This is a genomic window from Saccharibacillus sacchari, from assembly GCF_037722395.1.
Classification (GTDB): domain Bacteria; phylum Bacillota; class Bacilli; order Paenibacillales; family Paenibacillaceae; genus Saccharibacillus; species Saccharibacillus sacchari_A.
The window spans coordinates 1-14,731 of sequence record NZ_JBBKAR010000042.1 but is presented as its reverse complement, the minus strand read 5'-3'; the positions used below and the strand labels follow the sequence as shown (position 1 = coordinate 14,731).

The following is a 14,731-nucleotide window of genomic DNA, read 5'->3' as shown; positions in this document are numbered from 1 at the left end:
CCTTTTAAAAGAAACCCAATCAATTCTCGAATGAGATCAATACTTCGACCGGCGTATCGTTAGCCAAAAGCTCCACGCTCAAGACTTGCTTGGAACTCATTTTGACCGAGATATTGTCGCCAGAGAGCAGAGTCGGCGTCGAGATATCGATGCTGATCCCCAAGCCCGCGAATTCCGTCGCCGCCGTAGCGGTCAACATATTGGACAATTCAGAGAGCGCGCTGCGCGCCATATCGTCCAATTCTTCGACCGGCATACCCATCATCATGGTCGAAGCGATTTTTTTGGCATGTTCCGTATCGATTCGGTACACGACGTTGCCTTTCAGCGAACCGACGATTCCGACCAGAATGATGATGCCGGAGCAGGTGAGATCCTGTCCTTTTACGCCCAATCCGCCTTTGCGGGCTTCGGCGAAACCGAGTTGCGGCATCACTTTCAGGAACGATTCAATAAACGGGTTAACGTGTGCTACGTCCATTTGTCCTCACCTCTTTTGAAGCCGACGTTAAGAAGCACTTCACCGTAATCGGTGTCTCCGACGGCACTTATGGTTTTGAAAGGCGCTTGCGAGATGAGCATACGCTCTCCGTGCATGATCGACGGAGGAGCCAGACGCAGGCCGAACGATTTGTTTTTCTTGTTCAGGATCGAGCAGGCATTGCCCGCTACAATATTGGTATATTCCGCAAGCGCGGCCGTGACTTCGTTGAGATTGGCAGGTTCTTTTCTCATCATGGCAGCCACGAGCGCGTGAGCGGTTTCTTTGCTCAAATCGATCATGAGTCTGCCGGAGAATTTGCCGATGATGCCGACGATCACCGCGATGCCGCGGGATTCGAAATCGGTATCCAGTTCGTATTCGCTTTTGTAAGTCAGCAGGGTCTTGGTCATCCGGTTGAGTCCGTCTTTCAGGCTTTCTTTGAACACTTCGACATACTCGTCTTCCAGTTCGGTGAAAATTTCTTCGAACGCGACGGCTTTTTGAATCGCGCTGAGCAGTTCGTCGGCGTCGACCGGTTTTTGAATGTAGCCGGATACATGGTTGTCTCTGGCTTCTTTGAGGATTTCGTCGTCCATCATGGAGCTGATCACGATGACTTTGATATTCGGGTTGATCGCATGGACGGCGCGCGTGCATTCCAATCCGTCGGTGCCGGGCAAAGTCATATCCATCGTCACCAGATCGGGTTGCGTGGCGGCGATGACTTCGTTAACTTCTTCCAACGTTCCGGCATCGCCCACGACTTCGAATCCGTTGTCTTCCAAAATATTTCGAATCACGGCTATAGAAAACGGCGAATCATCCACAATCACGACTCTTGTTGCTGACATAAAATCCCGTCCTTTCTCGTGCTGTACATTTTGCTTCGGGGAAAGTGTCTTACGCCGTCGTCCGGCAGCCGGTGAGCGATGCTGCGTCGAGGTCGGTGTATTGTAACTAATATCGACAAATATCGCGCTAAATGTAAGAAGAAAATCAAAGATTCGACAAGAAGTTTCCATAGGAAATTCTGTAGGTCTGTGCTATAATTAAGAGTCGTCGTACACCGATACGAACGGCTATTTCTTTTATATTTTTTCTTCTCCACGAATCGTGGAAAGGGAGGCATCCATCATGATGTTCATAGGCGTGCATTTATAGCGGGGACCGACACGTACACCCTTGCATACCGAACCTACAATCCATTTAACATTCAAACCTAAATCATATAAAGAGGTGATCGGCCTTGTTGGATAAATTACAGGCACTGGTTGACCGTTACGACAAACTAAGCGAGCTGCTGTGCGACCCTGACGTGGCAAGCGATTCGAAAAAGCTGCGCGACTACTCCAAAGAGCAGTCTGATCTGCAACCGGCTTACGAAGCGTATACGGAATACAAACGCGTTGTGGAAGACCTTGACGCGGCAAAAGAAATGCAAGGCGAAAAGCTCGACGACGACATGCGCGAAATGGTCAAAATGGAAATCGACGAATTGTCCGCGCGCAAAAACGAACTGGAAGAAATCATCCGGATCGTTCTGCTGCCGAAAGATCCGAACGACGACAAAAACGTAATCGTCGAAATCCGCGGCGCGGCCGGCGGCGACGAAGCGGCATTGTTCGCGGCGGACTTGTACCGGATGTACAGCCGTTACGCGGATACGCAAGGCTGGAAAGTCGAGCTGATGGACGTGAACGAAAGCGACCTGGGCGGATTCAAAGAAGTCATTTTCATGATCAACGGCCGCGGCGCGTACAGCAAAATGAAATACGAAAGCGGCGCACACCGCGTACAGCGAATTCCGGCGACGGAATCGGGTGGCCGTATCCATACGTCGACCTCGACGGTAGCGGTGCTGCCGGAAGTCGAAGAAGTGGATATCGTGATCAGCGACAAAGACATTCGCGTGGACACGTTCTGTTCCAGCGGAGCAGGCGGACAGTCCGTTAATACAACCAAGTCGGCCGTACGTGTCACGCACGTTCCGACCGGCATCGTGGCGACTTGCCAGGACGGCAAATCGCAGAACTCGAATAAGGAAAAAGCGCTTCAGGTGCTTCGTTCGCGTATCTATGACGTGATGCGTCAAGAAGAAGAAGCGAAGTATGCCGGCGAGCGTAAAAGCAAAGTCGGCACGGGTGATCGCAGCGAGCGTATCCGTACCTACAACTTCCCGCAAAGTCGCGTGACTGACCACCGCATCGGTCTGACTATGCACAAACTGGATCAAATCATGAACGGTGATATTCAGGAGATCGTATCCGCGCTCACGATCGCCGAACAGACTGATCTGATCGACGAGAAAAGTATTTAATTCGTTGAATTCAGATCATTCGAACATGAATCCATTGAATCGAGCACGTTCAGGCCGGAGCGGCTTTCAATTGCGCGATGGCCTGACGCTCCGGGAAGCCTTTGCGGAGGCTTCCTCTTTTTTGCGGGAACGGGGCGTAGAAGAAGCGGATGAAAATACACGGCTGCTGCTGAAAGAAATTCTCGGCATGTCGGGTGCGGAATACGTGATGGCGCTGCGAGATCCTTTTCCGTACGAACATGCGGATGTGGAACGCTGGGAGAACGCGATTACGCGCAAAGGCGACGGCGAACCGGCGCAGTACATTTTGGGCGACCAAGAGTTTTACGGTTTTCTGTTCGAGGTGACGCCGGATGTGCTGATCCCGAGACCGGAAACGGAACTGCTGGTCGAAGCGGTGGTGACACGTGCCAAAACATTGTGGCCGGAAGGAACGGCTTCGGTGCTTGACGTGGGGACCGGCAGTGGGGCGATCGCGGTCAGCTTGAAGCTGCTGCGGCCGGAACTTCAGGTGACGGCCAGCGATATCTCGCCGGGAGCTTTGAGCGTTGCCCAGCGTAATGCCCAGTGGCTCGGCGCGGACGTGGCCTTCGGCGAAGGCAGTTTGCTGGAACCTTTCGCGGGAAAAGCGTTTGATATCCTAGTCTCGAATCCTCCCTATATTCCGGCTGCCGATATCGAGGAGCTGCAACCGGAAGTCCGGGATTTCGAGCCTCGCGGAGCGCTGGACGGCGGGCCGGACGGGCTTTGGCCGTACCGGGAAATGATGAAGCAGCTTGATCTGCTGGCCCATGATCCGAAGCTGATCGCGTTCGAGCTGGGCATGGGCCAAGCCGACGCTGTAGCCGATATGCTGCGGGAACGCGGAAGCTGGAGCACCGTGGAAACGGTGTTCGATCTGGCGGGCATTGGCAGGCATGTGATTGGGATTGTCTGAATCTACACGCATGAAAAGGCCGCGCGGGCGGGAAGCAGGGGCGGCAGGGCCGCAGCGCTTCCCGCTTTTTTGTATCATGTGCAGGGAGAACTGTGCGCTAAGCCGTCCACATGACAAGCAGGGGCTTTATCGCCTACAATAGAAAGACGCATAGAGAGAAAAGCTGAAAGGACCGCGACGCGGTTCGCAAGGCTAATCGCAGCATTGCTGAGGCGGAGACGGGAACCCGTTCGCCTTGATGCTGCAAGAGGGAATAATTGGCCTTGAACAGGCTTTTCGGAGGAACCATACCGCATGTTGACCAAATGGAAACATATTGACTGGACCCTGATTATCGTTTTGCTGTGCATGATGGGAATTTGCATTCCTCTCGTGCATAGTGCCGTTGCGACGAGCGACCGATTCAGGGGCCTGGACACGCAGATGATTTTTTATTACGTTCTCGGTTTTGGCGTTATCTTTTTCATGACTCTTGTTGACTACCGCTTGTACGTGAAGTATTTCTGGATCGTGTACGGCGGGGGTATGCTGCTTTTGCTGCTGACGCTGACGCCGCTCGGCCAGACGCAAAACGGCGCGCAAGGCTGGCTGAAGCTCGGACCGATCGGCATGCAGCCGGCGGAACTGTTCAAGCTGGCGCTGGTTATTGCGATCGCGTCCCTTTTAGCCAAACGAAACAAAGAAAAACTGGGCTTTTTCGCGGACGTGATTCCGATCGGCATCGTCGCTTTTATCCCGTTCGCTGTCGTTATGGTGCAAAATGACCTCGGCAACGCGCTGAGTTATGTGTTGATTCTGCTCGGTCTGCTGTGGATCGGCAATCTGAAATTCACGCATGCTTTGATTATTTTCGTGTTGGGGGCAGGGTTGCTGTTCGGCGGAATCAAAGCGTATATCACGTATCACGATCAGGTCTCCGACTTTATGACCAACACGCTCGGACGCGCCCACTGGTTGGATCGGATCGATCCGTGGCTGATGCCGGACGAAGCCAGCCGGGACGCTTCGTGGCAGACCAAAAACGGTAAATACGCGATCGCGGGCGGAGGCATGACGGGTCAGGGCTATATGCAGGGCGATATGGTACAAAATCCGACAGGTTCGCTCGTTCCGTATACGTATTCGGATTCGATTATCGTCGTAATCGGCGAGGAGTTCGGCTTTGTGGGGATTTCATTCCTGCTGGTGCTGTACTTCATTATGATTCATCGGATGATCGTGATTGCGCTGGAATGCAAAGACAGGGTCGGGTCCTATATAATCGTGGGGATCGTGGCGATGTTTATGTACCAGATTTTCGAAAATATCGGCATGTTTATCGGCTTGATGCCGCTGACGGGGATCACGCTGCCCTTTATCAGTTACGGGGGTACGTCGCTGCTGATCAATATGGCGAGTATCGGCGTGGTCATGAGCATTCGGGCGTGCACCAAGGAAGACCTCGTACGAGACGAGTTCGCGGACGTCAAAGGCTCGAAGGTCGACGACGGCGGAATCCAAGCGATTCGCGGGGCGCTATCGAGAATGGGAAGATCGAAAAAGGCTTAGACCGTCTAACCGGGCGAAAGAGGCTGAGGGGACGATATGATCGGATATTGAGGGATTGCGAAGAAAGCGTACGACGACAAAGCGAAAGTTCGTTTTGAAATCAACCGACACGTGACGGGAACTAAGCGGCGCGTGTTGCGGGAGGCTGCGGCGATGCTGGGCAAGATCAAAAATATCGACTGGACGCTTGTGATTATTTTGCTTATTTTTATGGGGATTTGTATTCCGGTCTTGAATAGCGCGATAACGAACAGTACGAATACCAATATATCGGCTTCCGTCAAAAACATGGTCGCTTACTATATTCTCGGCTTCGTCGGTTTTTTCGCGGTTGCGGCTATTCCGTATCAACTGCTGATCAAATATGCGGTTTACATTTACGTGTTCGGTCTGGGCGTGCTTTTGTTGGTTTGGACGCCGCTCAGAATGACGCTGAACAATGCCGACGGTTGGGTAAGCATCGCGGGAATCAGTCTTCAACCGGCGGAAGTTTTCAAACTGGTTTTGATTGTCAGCCTGTCCGCCTATCTGGCGCGCAAGCAAAATGATAAGCTGCTGTTTTGGAAAGACGTGGTGCCGACCGCTTCGATCGTTTTGATTCCTTTCGGTCTGGTCATGCTGCAAAACGACTTGGGCAACGCGCTTTGTTATCTGGTGATCGTAGCTGGTCTTTTGTGGATCGGCAATATTAAGTATACGCACGCGCTGATTTTTTTCGTGCTTGCTACGGCCATGCTGATCGGCGGAATCCACACGTATAAAACGTATCATGCCCCTATTTCGGAGTTCGTGGAAAAAGCGGGTCGCGCTCATTGGCTGGAACGGATCGACGCCTGGCTGCTTCCCGAAGAAGCCAGCGATAAAGCGATGTATCAGATCGAAAAAGCGCAGCTTGCCATAGGCAACGGGGGCATGCTCGGCACGGGATACATGAAAGGCGAGTTGTCTTCGAGAGTTCCTTATACCTACGCCGACTCCGTCGTTACCGTGGTGGCGGAAGAATTCGGCTTCGTAGGGATGGCCGTTCTATTGCTGATGTATTTCATTTTAATTCACCGAATGATATTGATCGCTTTGGAATGCCGGGAAAGAGCGGGTCCGTATATCATTGTCGGCATCGTAGCGATGCTGATGTATCAAATATTCGAAAACATCGGGATGTTTATGGGACTTATGCCGCTGACCGGGATCACGCTTCCTTTTATCAGTTACGGCGGGACCTCTTTGCTCATTAATATGGCCTGCATGGGCGTGGTTATGAGTATTCACCTTTCGAATAAAGCACGTCAGAAAACCGACAACATATTGCGTACGGATCATCTGGAAGAGGAAGATAAAAAGCAAAAACGGAAATTGAAAATACCGTATTTGAAGTTTTGATTTGACGAATGGAGAAAGGATAACGTTATGAAAGAAGGCGGAATGTCTAACAAGCGTACTTTAAAGTGGGAAGTCGACCATTTAAGTTCCACGAGGAACAATGAGTCGCGGTACGTAGAGCCATTAAGCGCCGCTGCTGCTCTGCTCGCCAATGGCAAACTCGTCGCTTTTCCAACCGAAACCGTCTACGGGCTAGGCGCCGATGCCCGAAACACCGACGCTGTAGCGGGTATCTTCGAAGCCAAAGGCCGCCCTTCGGACAACCCGTTAATCGTGCATATCGCTGATCGGTCGGAGTTGGACGCGTTCGTAGAGGACGTGTCCGAAGCGGACGAGAAGTTGATGGCTGCTTTTTGGCCGGGACCGCTGACTTTGGTTCTGCCCGTTCGTCCGGGGGCTTTGTCTCCCAAAGTCACGGCGGGGCTGGATACGGTCGCGGTCCGCATGCCGGATCATCCGGTCGCTCTGGAATTGATCCGCGCTTCCGGTTGTCCGCTTGCGGCACCCAGCGCCAATCGTTCGGGCCGTCCGAGTCCTACGCTTGCTTCTCATGTCTGGGAGGATCTGAATGGTCGTATCGACGGCATCGTAGATGGGGGCCCGGCAGGAGTCGGCGTTGAATCGACTGTGGTGCGAACCGATGCCTACGGCGGTGCGACGGTGCTTCGACCGGGCGGCATTTCGGTTGCTGAACTGAGTCAGGTACTTGAGGCTCCGGTAAACCAAGTGTCCGCCGACCATGGAGCGGATATCGATCCGGAAGCGGCTATGGGTACGGGAGAAGCTGCGGAGTTATCGCCGATCCAAGCGGGATTGCCTCAGGCTGATCACAGCAACAGGCTTGTTGACGAGGCTAAGGAAGCCGCCGCGACGAATGAAGCGCCTCGCTCGCCAGGGATGAAATATACGCATTACGCGCCGAGCGGACAGCTTGAAGTTGTGATCGGTTCGGATCAGCGGGTCGAAACGGAAATCCGTGAACGCCTTGTTGCTGCTCGCATGCGCGGGGAGAAGACGGGCGTGCTGGCCTTCGATGAGCATTTGGCTTTTTATAAGGAGTTGTCCGACGTCGCGCTGTCTCTGGGCAGCAAACACGATCTGCGCGAAGCCGCCTCCCGGTTATACGCGGCGTTGCGGCAATTCGATGAACAAAAAACGACGTATATGCTGGCTGAAGGCTGCTCGGAAGACGGCATCGGCTTGGCGATCATGAATCGGATGAGCAAAGCCGCTGGCGGACGGATTCATCGGGTTTGATAGGAATGACACTTTTGCGCAAAGGAGACGGTTCGCTTGAAACATATTTTATTCGTATGCACGGGTAACACTTGTCGCAGTCCGATGGCTGAAGGTTTGCTGCGTCAGATGGCGCGGGAGCGCGGCGTAGAGCTGGATGTTCGTTCGGCTGGCGTGGCTGCATCGTGGGGCGTGCCGATCTCCCGCCATGCGGAGGGCGTCTTGCGCGACCACAGTATTAATGATCGTCTGACCTCTTCGCCGTTGGATCGGGAGTTGGTAGAGTGGGCCGATTTGATCCTTACCCTGACCGGATCGCATAAAAGCCATGTGCTGCGGTACTTTCCCGAGACGTTCGAACGTGTCTACACCTTGAAGGAATACGTGGAAAATGATCCGGAGGTACTGGCCGATCTGGAAGAGTTGGATAGTTTAACGGCATCGGCCGAGTTGTCGCGTGCGCTTGGAGAAGCCGTTGATTCAACCGTGCGCCAACGGATGATCGAGTTGCGCCAGCGTATTCCGATCTTCGATATCTCCGATCCGTTCGGCGGTTCGCGAGATGATTACGAAGCGACGGCAGCCGAGATTCGGACAGCGCTCGATCGACTGCTGGAGAAATTGGAACGCAGTTCCTGAGTAGGCGAGAGCGTTAACGAAAAGGAAATACGCGGTGCTTGTTATAGATACCAAACCGTTAGTTACAAAACCGTCCGCCTTTTTCGGTAAGACGGTTTTTTTATGTACGGAAAAAAGAATCGAACAAAACGGGACTGTTGAAAATTGTAACGGATCAAGGCGACGCTTAGCGGTCATTTGGAAGGAGTTTGGATTTTTAACGGATCGAGGTGACGCTTAGATCAGAAGTTGGCCTGATTTTGGCGAAAAAAGTAGGGAAATGAGAGTCTAATGGCAATACGATCCGTTAAAATCGCGGATAGGGTTGATTTGTGCTTATAAGGGACATAGAGTCCGTTAGCTGAGCCGAGCCGAGCTGAGCTTTTGCTTTATTACCGAACGTCTGTGAAATGCTTCTCATGGTTTGTCCGTATTTCGCACGAATTTAAGTTGATTTTTACCCTTTGTTGTCTTATGATGGAGGGGAAATTGCAGATCCGGTGTAACTGGCGACGAGTGTGGGTTCAACCACGATGGAGCACCGGAGTAATCGGCCGGTCGCCTGGGCAAAGAGCAGCTTCGTGCGTTTTTACGCGCGCAGTCGCTCTTTTTGTTTTTTTGGCAGGATGTATCCAGGTTCCGTCCCGCCTTCTCGCTTTCCTTTGAGCGATTTCGGCGTTATGATCGTTAGAGGAAAGCCTTAACGGCATTAGCGAAGGAGTGACGGAGATGGAACAGAAACACGAGAATTCGATTCGCCTTCAGGTAACGCTTGCGGTACGTGAATTGGCGGAAACTGCTGGGCTGAAGCCGGGAAAGGTTCTGGTGATCGGCACCAGCACAAGCGAGGTTGCAGGCCAGCGGATCGGCACTTCGGGAGCGCTCGAAGTCGCCCAATCGCTGCTTGCGGGTATCCGCGAGGTTCAGCAAGAGTTTGGCTTCGATGTAGCGTACCAATGTTGCGAGCATCTCAATCGTGCGCTGGTGGTCGAACGTTCGGTGCTGGAGCGACTTGGCTTGCGTGAAGTATCGGCTGTGCCGGTGCCCAAAGCAGGCGGCTCGATGGCTTCCGCAGCGTATCGCGATATGAAGGAGCCTGCTCTGGCCGAGAGTATCGAAGCCCATGCAGGTCTGGATATCGGGGAGACGCTGATCGGAATGCACCTGCGACGGGTAGCGGTTCCGCTGCGATTGTCGGTGAGGCAGATCGGCGAAGCCCGAGTGAACGCCGCATTGACCCGCCCTCCACTGATCGGTGGGGAACGCGCGGTCTACCGTTTGGCGGAAAATGAAGATTCGACCTTTTGCGAGTGACGACATTTTTTAAACCCAGGGAGGAATACGTTAACATGGAAAACTTGAGAAAAAGCGACCCGGCCGTACTGAAAGCAATGGGACTGGAACTGGACCGTCAAAAAGCCAACATCGAGCTGATCGCATCCGAGAACATCGTCAGCGAAGCGGTGATCGAAGCAATGGGCTCGGTGCTGACGAATAAATATGCCGAAGGCTATCCGGGCAAACGCTACTACGGCGGCTGCGAGCATGTCGATATCGTCGAAGATCTGGCGCGCGACCGTGCAAAAGAACTGTTCGGCGCGGAACATGTCAACGTACAGCCTCACTCCGGCGCGCAAGCCAACCTGGGTGTCTACTTGGCAGCATTGAAAGCAGGCGATACCGTTCTGGGCATGAACCTGGCACACGGTGGTCACTTGACGCACGGCAGCCCGGTTAACGCTTCGGGTATCCTGTACAACTTCGTGGCTTACGGCGTACGCGAAGACAACTTCCGTATCGACTACGACGACGTACGCAAAGCGGCCTTCAAACACCGCCCTCGCATGCTCGTTGCCGGCGCTAGCGCGTATCCGCGTACGATCGACTTCGAAGCGCTGGCTTCGATCGCAAACGATGTTGGCGCGTTGTTCATGGTCGATATGGCGCATATCGCGGGCCTCGTAGCCGCTGGTCTGCACCCGTCGCCGGTTCCCCATGCCCACTTCGTGACAACAACGACGCATAAGACGCTTCGCGGGCCGCGCGGCGGCATGATCCTGTGTAAAAAGCCTTGGGCGCAAGCGATCGACAAAGCGATGTTCCCAGGTACGCAAGGCGGACCTCTGATGCACGTGATCGCTTCGAAAGCCGTTGCTTTCGGCGAAGCGCTTGATCCGTCGTTCAAAGTGTACGCGCAGAACGTAATCGACAACGCCCGCGTCTTGGCGGACACGCTGATCGGCGAAGGCATCAACATCGTATCCGGCGGTACGGACAACCATTTGATGCTGATCGATACGCGCGGCGTCGGCATCACGGGCAAAGAAGCGGAGCATGTCCTCGACTCGGTCGGCATCACGGTAAACAAAAACGCGATTCCGTTCGATACGACAAGCCCGTTCATCACAAGCGGTATCCGTCTCGGTACGCCAGCAGCAACTTCCCGCGGCATGGATCAGGACGCAATGAAGTCGATCGGACAGATCATCGCTTCCGTACTGAAAGCACCGAAGGACGAAGCCGTTCTGGATAAAGCACGCGCAAACGTCAAAGAACTGACAGACCGCTTCCCATTGTATCCTAACCTGCAATACTAATAGGTTTCTGCGATCACGCACCTGACTTTATAAAGCTGTCTTAAAACCGTACATCGGTTTTAAGACGGCTTTTTTTGCGTTGTCCGGAAAATAATGCCTATTAGTTAATTCTGAGCAGTACAAAAAATTCTTTATGCGGCTGTTGTCGCGAGAAAACAAAATCATAAAGCAATTGCTATTGAACGTGCCGAACAACTCTAACGTACCTTGCTCGACAGCCTGAGAAGAAAGCGACTCTTTTCTCGATTTTTCTGGTAATTTCAGGATGGATGACAGACAGCAGTCAAAATCGGGTATATAACCATTACGTTTTGCAATCGCTTTAATCTTTCAGGTATATACAAAAACAGAGGGAGAGGATACGGTTGAGCCGCAAAAAACTTTCGCAACTTTCGCAGCAGCTCGTTTTCGTAGGCCCGACGACGATCTTTTTCACATTAATCGTCCTGGTGCCGTTCTTGCTCGGCGTTTACTACTCGATGACCAATTGGAACGGCGTATCGACCAGCGTCGAGTTTGTCGGCTTGAGCAACTACGTACATATTTTTACGTCGGACCCCGAGTTCCGGAATTCATTCTGGTTTACGGTGAGGTTCACCGTGATCGCCGTCATCGGTGCGAACCTGCTTGGATTTTTCCTGGCGTATTTCCTGACCAAACCGTTGAAAAGCAAAAACATCCTGCGCACCGTCTTTTTTATGCCTAACATGATCGGAGGACTGCTGCTCGGCTTTATCTGGCAGTTCATCTTCGTGCGCGGATTCGCGGCGATTGGGGAAGCGACAGGCTGGTCGTTCTTCAACCTACCGTGGCTGGGCGACGAACCGACTGCGTTTTGGGGTATTGTGATCGTGTTTGTGTGGCAGTATGCCGGTTATTTAATGGTTATTTATATCGCGTCCCTCGGCAATGTCTCCAAAGATGTGCTGGAATCGGCCGAGATTGACGGAGCGAACCGCAGCCAGATTTTGTGGAAAATCATTGTGCCGCTGATCATGCCTGCCGTTACCGTATGCTTGTTCCTGGCGATCTCCTGGTCGTTTAAAATGTTCGATTTGAATCTAGCCTTAACCAACGGCGGACCGTTCAACGCGACCCGTTCGGTAGCGCTCGACATCTACCGCGAAGCGTTCACGAACAGCCGACTCGGATTGGGTACGGCCAAAGCCGTGATCTTCTTCGTTATCGTGGCGATCATTACGGCGCTTCAAGTACGGGCGACCAAAAGCAGGGAGGTTGAAGCATAATGGAACAAGAGACGAGATACCGTATCCCTACGTTGATTATCGAAATCGTGTTAATTCTGATCGGCCTGCTGTTTCTGGTTCCGTTCTACTTCCTAATCTCCAACTCGCTGAAAACATTCGGCGAAATTTTGTCGGATGCGGCGGCGTTGCCGAATACGATTCAATGGGCAAACTACAAGTCGGGCTGGGAAGCGATCAATTTCCCGTCCGCTTTCAAAAACTCGCTAATCATTACCGTTGTCAGTAACGTGCTGCTGGTGCTGCTCAGTTCGATGACGGCTTACCAGATGGTGCGTCATAACACGAAATTCAACAAAGCGCTGCTCGCTCTGTTCGTGGCCGCGATGGTCATTCCGTTTCAATCCATCATGCTGCCGCTCACGGACGTGACGAGCCGGATCGGACTCAGCGACAGCTTGGTCGGTCTGATTATCGCTTATCTGGGCTTCGGCGCGCCGCTCTCGGTATTCCTGTTCCACGGCAGCATGAAGTCGATCCCGCTCGAAATCGAGCAGGCGGCGCGGGTCGACGGTTCGGGCACGTACGGCGTCTTTTTCCGGATCGTGTATCCGATGATGCGCCCGATGTACGTGACGATCATTATCCTCAACACCCTGTGGATCTGGAATGATTACCTGCTGCCGTCGCTTATGCTGACCAGCGAAAGCTTGCAGACGATTCCGATCGCGACGTACATGCTGTTCGGTCAGTATACGAAGCAATGGGATTTGGCGCTTCCGGCACTGGTGCTTGGCATCGCTCCGGTCATTATCTTTTTCCTGGCTATGCAAAAATACATCGTGTCCGGCATTGCGGCGGGCGCCGTGAAAGGGTAAGGGGGAATACCTATGTTCGGTAAAAAGCTTATGCTGCTGCCCGCCTTGATCCTGACCGCCGCTACCGTGCTGTCCGGTTGCACGCAGGGAGGCAGCGCAGGCGAATCGGGGCAAAAGGTCATCAACATTTATCAGGGGAAAGTCGAAATCTCCGATCAGCTTCAGGAAATGAAACAACTGTACGAATCTTCGCATCCGGGCGTCGTGCTGAATATCCAATCGGTCGGCGGCGGCACGGATTATGCGGCTTCGCTGAAATCGCGTTTTTCCGCCGGTGCCCAACCTGACATCTTCACGATCGGCGGGTTCCAGGAACGCGATCTGTGGCTGGAATATCTGGAAGACCTGTCGGATCAACCGTGGACGGAGAATATGGAGCAGGTGGCCAAAGACCCGATGAGCGCAGACGGGAAGCTGTACGGTTTTCCGCTGAACTACGAAGGGTACGGCTTTCTGTATAACAAAGACATTTTCCAAGAAGCCGGCGTGACCGAGATTCCCAAAACGTTGTCCGAACTGGAAGAAGCCGCGAAAAAGATCCAGGACGCCGGCTATACGCCATTCGTGAACGCTTATGCGGAATGGTGGGTGCTCGGCAACCACAACGTGAACGTGCCGTTTGCCCGCCAGGATGATCCGGAAGCCTTCATGCAGGCGCTGGACGAAGGAAACGCGGATATGGCGAGCAATGAAATTTTCGACGGCTGGCTGGACCTGCTCGACCTGACGCTCAAGTACGGCAATGCCAACCCGCTGACGACCGACTATAATACGCAGATGTCCACGTTCGCCAACGGGCAGGCCGCGATGACGCAGCAGGGCAACTGGGTACAGCCGACGCTCGACGGTATCAATCCCGATCTCAACGTAGGGATGATGCCGATGCCGATCAGCGACGATGCCGAGGCCAACGACAAACTGTTCGTGGGCGTGCCGACCTATTGGGTCATCAACAAAAATTCGCCGGTCAAAGACGAAGCGAAAGAACTGCTGGAATGGATGGCGGGCACGCCGGAAGGACAGCAGTTCCTGACCGAGAAGTTCCAATTCATTCCGGCGTTCAACAATATCGAAGCGGCGGCGGAAGATATCGGACCGCTCGGCGGCGACCTAACCACGTATATCGCAGACGGCAAAGCGCTTAATTGGTACTTCCAACAGCTGCCGATCGGGACGCCACAGGATTATGCCAGTTTGATGCAGTCGTATATCGCGGGAAGGGATACGAGAGAACAATTGCTCGATCACATGCAGGCTTCGTACGATAATCTTAAGGTCAGATAAATATAATGCATCGCTTTAAATGTGTTTTTAAACGTTACAATTTTTTCAGACTGATGAGTCAATTTAATCAAATATTTTATAGACAGACGAAATATCTTAAAAAACCGATTGATTTACATCAGTTGGTTTTTTAAGATTCATTCTGACTTTGATAAAATTTTGATTCCAACATCAACCAGTATTTGTTTTCCAGAGAATTCAAGAGAAATTTTTGCTCTTTTTTTTCTTTTATCTATTTTTTTAATGC

Annotated in this window: 13 protein-coding genes and 1 riboswitch; of the genes, 11 read left to right on the top strand and 2 right to left on the bottom strand. The window is 52.8% G+C overall.

Going from position 1 to position 14,731, the window contains the following annotated elements; translation table 11 throughout:
• Positions 1-19: 19 nt before the first annotated feature.
• Positions 20-481 (bottom strand): chemotaxis protein CheX, encoded by a 462-nt coding sequence (locus WKI47_RS15610; protein ID WP_340228085.1) that lies wholly within the window; start codon positions 479-481, stop codon positions 20-22.
• Positions 472-1,335 (bottom strand): response regulator, encoded by an 864-nt coding sequence (locus tag WKI47_RS15605; RefSeq protein ID WP_340228084.1) that lies wholly within the window; start codon positions 1,333-1,335, stop codon positions 472-474. Before WKI47_RS15605 ends, WKI47_RS15610 begins: the two co-directional genes overlap by 10 nt.
• 395 nt (positions 1,336-1,730) lie before the next feature.
• Here WKI47_RS15605 and prfA point away from each other — a divergent pair, with 395 nt between their 5' ends.
• From prfA to WKI47_RS15550, 11 genes are all read left to right on the top strand, one after another.
• Positions 1,731-2,801, top strand: a complete 1,071-nt coding sequence (prfA, locus tag WKI47_RS15600; RefSeq protein ID WP_340228083.1) for a peptide chain release factor 1 — start codon at positions 1,731-1,733, stop codon at positions 2,799-2,801.
• 25 nt (positions 2,802-2,826) lie between these two features.
• Complete coding sequence (prmC, locus tag WKI47_RS15595) at positions 2,827-3,738, top strand: peptide chain release factor N(5)-glutamine methyltransferase (RefSeq protein WP_340228082.1); 912 nt, start codon at positions 2,827-2,829, stop codon at positions 3,736-3,738.
• Positions 3,739-4,032: 294 nt separating this feature from the next.
• Complete coding sequence (locus tag WKI47_RS15590; RefSeq protein WP_340228081.1) at positions 4,033-5,286, top strand: FtsW/RodA/SpoVE family cell cycle protein; 1,254 nt, start codon at positions 4,033-4,035, stop codon at positions 5,284-5,286.
• A gap of 153 nt (positions 5,287-5,439) precedes the next feature.
• Positions 5,440-6,666 carry an FtsW/RodA/SpoVE family cell cycle protein gene (locus WKI47_RS15585; protein WP_340228080.1) on the top strand — a complete coding sequence of 409 codons (1,227 nt, stop codon included), beginning with the start codon at positions 5,440-5,442 and terminating at the stop codon, positions 6,664-6,666.
• 42 nt (positions 6,667-6,708) lie between these two features.
• Positions 6,709-7,923: an L-threonylcarbamoyladenylate synthase gene (locus tag WKI47_RS15580; RefSeq protein ID WP_340228079.1), complete on the top strand. Its 1,215-nt coding sequence runs from the start codon at positions 6,709-6,711 to the stop codon at positions 7,921-7,923.
• Between the two features lie 36 nt (positions 7,924-7,959).
• A complete protein-coding gene (locus tag WKI47_RS15575; RefSeq protein ID WP_340228078.1) occupies positions 7,960-8,541 on the top strand; it encodes a low molecular weight protein arginine phosphatase in 582 nt (193 codons plus the stop codon).
• Positions 8,542-9,012: 471 nt separating this feature from the next.
• Positions 9,013-9,095, top strand: a riboswitch (ZMP/ZTP riboswitch).
• A gap of 154 nt (positions 9,096-9,249) precedes the next feature.
• Positions 9,250-9,834: a TIGR01440 family protein gene (locus WKI47_RS15570; protein WP_340228077.1), complete on the top strand. Its 585-nt coding sequence runs from the start codon at positions 9,250-9,252 to the stop codon at positions 9,832-9,834.
• 35 nt (positions 9,835-9,869) lie between these two features.
• Positions 9,870-11,117, top strand: coding sequence for a serine hydroxymethyltransferase (gene glyA / locus WKI47_RS15565; RefSeq protein ID WP_340228076.1), 1,248 nt, complete (start codon positions 9,870-9,872; stop codon positions 11,115-11,117).
• Positions 11,118-11,482: 365 nt separating this feature from the next.
• Entirely contained in the window at positions 11,483-12,364 is an 882-nt protein-coding gene (locus WKI47_RS15560) for a sugar ABC transporter permease (RefSeq protein WP_340228075.1), read from the top strand.
• A complete protein-coding gene (locus WKI47_RS15555; RefSeq protein ID WP_340228074.1) occupies positions 12,364-13,200 on the top strand; it encodes a carbohydrate ABC transporter permease in 837 nt (278 codons plus the stop codon). Before WKI47_RS15560 ends, WKI47_RS15555 begins: the two co-directional genes overlap by 1 nt.
• A 12-nt stretch (positions 13,201-13,212) precedes the next feature.
• The gene (locus WKI47_RS15550) at positions 13,213-14,484 is read left to right on the top strand and encodes an ABC transporter substrate-binding protein (RefSeq protein WP_340228073.1); all 1,272 of its coding nucleotides are present in this window, start codon (positions 13,213-13,215) and stop codon (positions 14,482-14,484) included.
• Positions 14,485-14,731: the final 247 nt, after the last annotated feature.

Bases quoted from the DNA above. Each gene is read 5' to 3' on its own strand.
- WKI47_RS15555 (WP_340228074.1), top strand. From the start codon at position 12,364: ATGGAACAAGAGACGAGATACCGTATCCCTACGTTGATTATCGAAATC.
- WKI47_RS15580 (WP_340228079.1), top strand. From the start codon at position 6,709: ATGTCTAACAAGCGTACTTTAAAGTGGGAAGTCGACCATTTAAGTTCC.
- glyA (WP_340228076.1), top strand. From the start codon at position 9,870: ATGGAAAACTTGAGAAAAAGCGACCCGGCCGTACTGAAAGCAATGGGA.
- prmC (WP_340228082.1), top strand. From the start codon at position 2,827: ATGAATCCATTGAATCGAGCACGTTCAGGCCGGAGCGGCTTTCAATTG.
- WKI47_RS15570 (WP_340228077.1), top strand. From the start codon at position 9,250: ATGGAACAGAAACACGAGAATTCGATTCGCCTTCAGGTAACGCTTGCG.
- WKI47_RS15550 (WP_340228073.1), top strand. From the start codon at position 13,213: ATGTTCGGTAAAAAGCTTATGCTGCTGCCCGCCTTGATCCTGACCGCC.
- WKI47_RS15590 (WP_340228081.1), top strand. From the start codon at position 4,033: ATGTTGACCAAATGGAAACATATTGACTGGACCCTGATTATCGTTTTG.
- WKI47_RS15605 (WP_340228084.1), bottom strand. From the start codon at position 1,335: ATGTCAGCAACAAGAGTCGTGATTGTGGATGATTCGCCGTTTTCTATA.
- WKI47_RS15610 (WP_340228085.1), bottom strand. From the start codon at position 481: ATGGACGTAGCACACGTTAACCCGTTTATTGAATCGTTCCTGAAAGTG.
- WKI47_RS15585 (WP_340228080.1), top strand. From the start codon at position 5,440: ATGCTGGGCAAGATCAAAAATATCGACTGGACGCTTGTGATTATTTTG.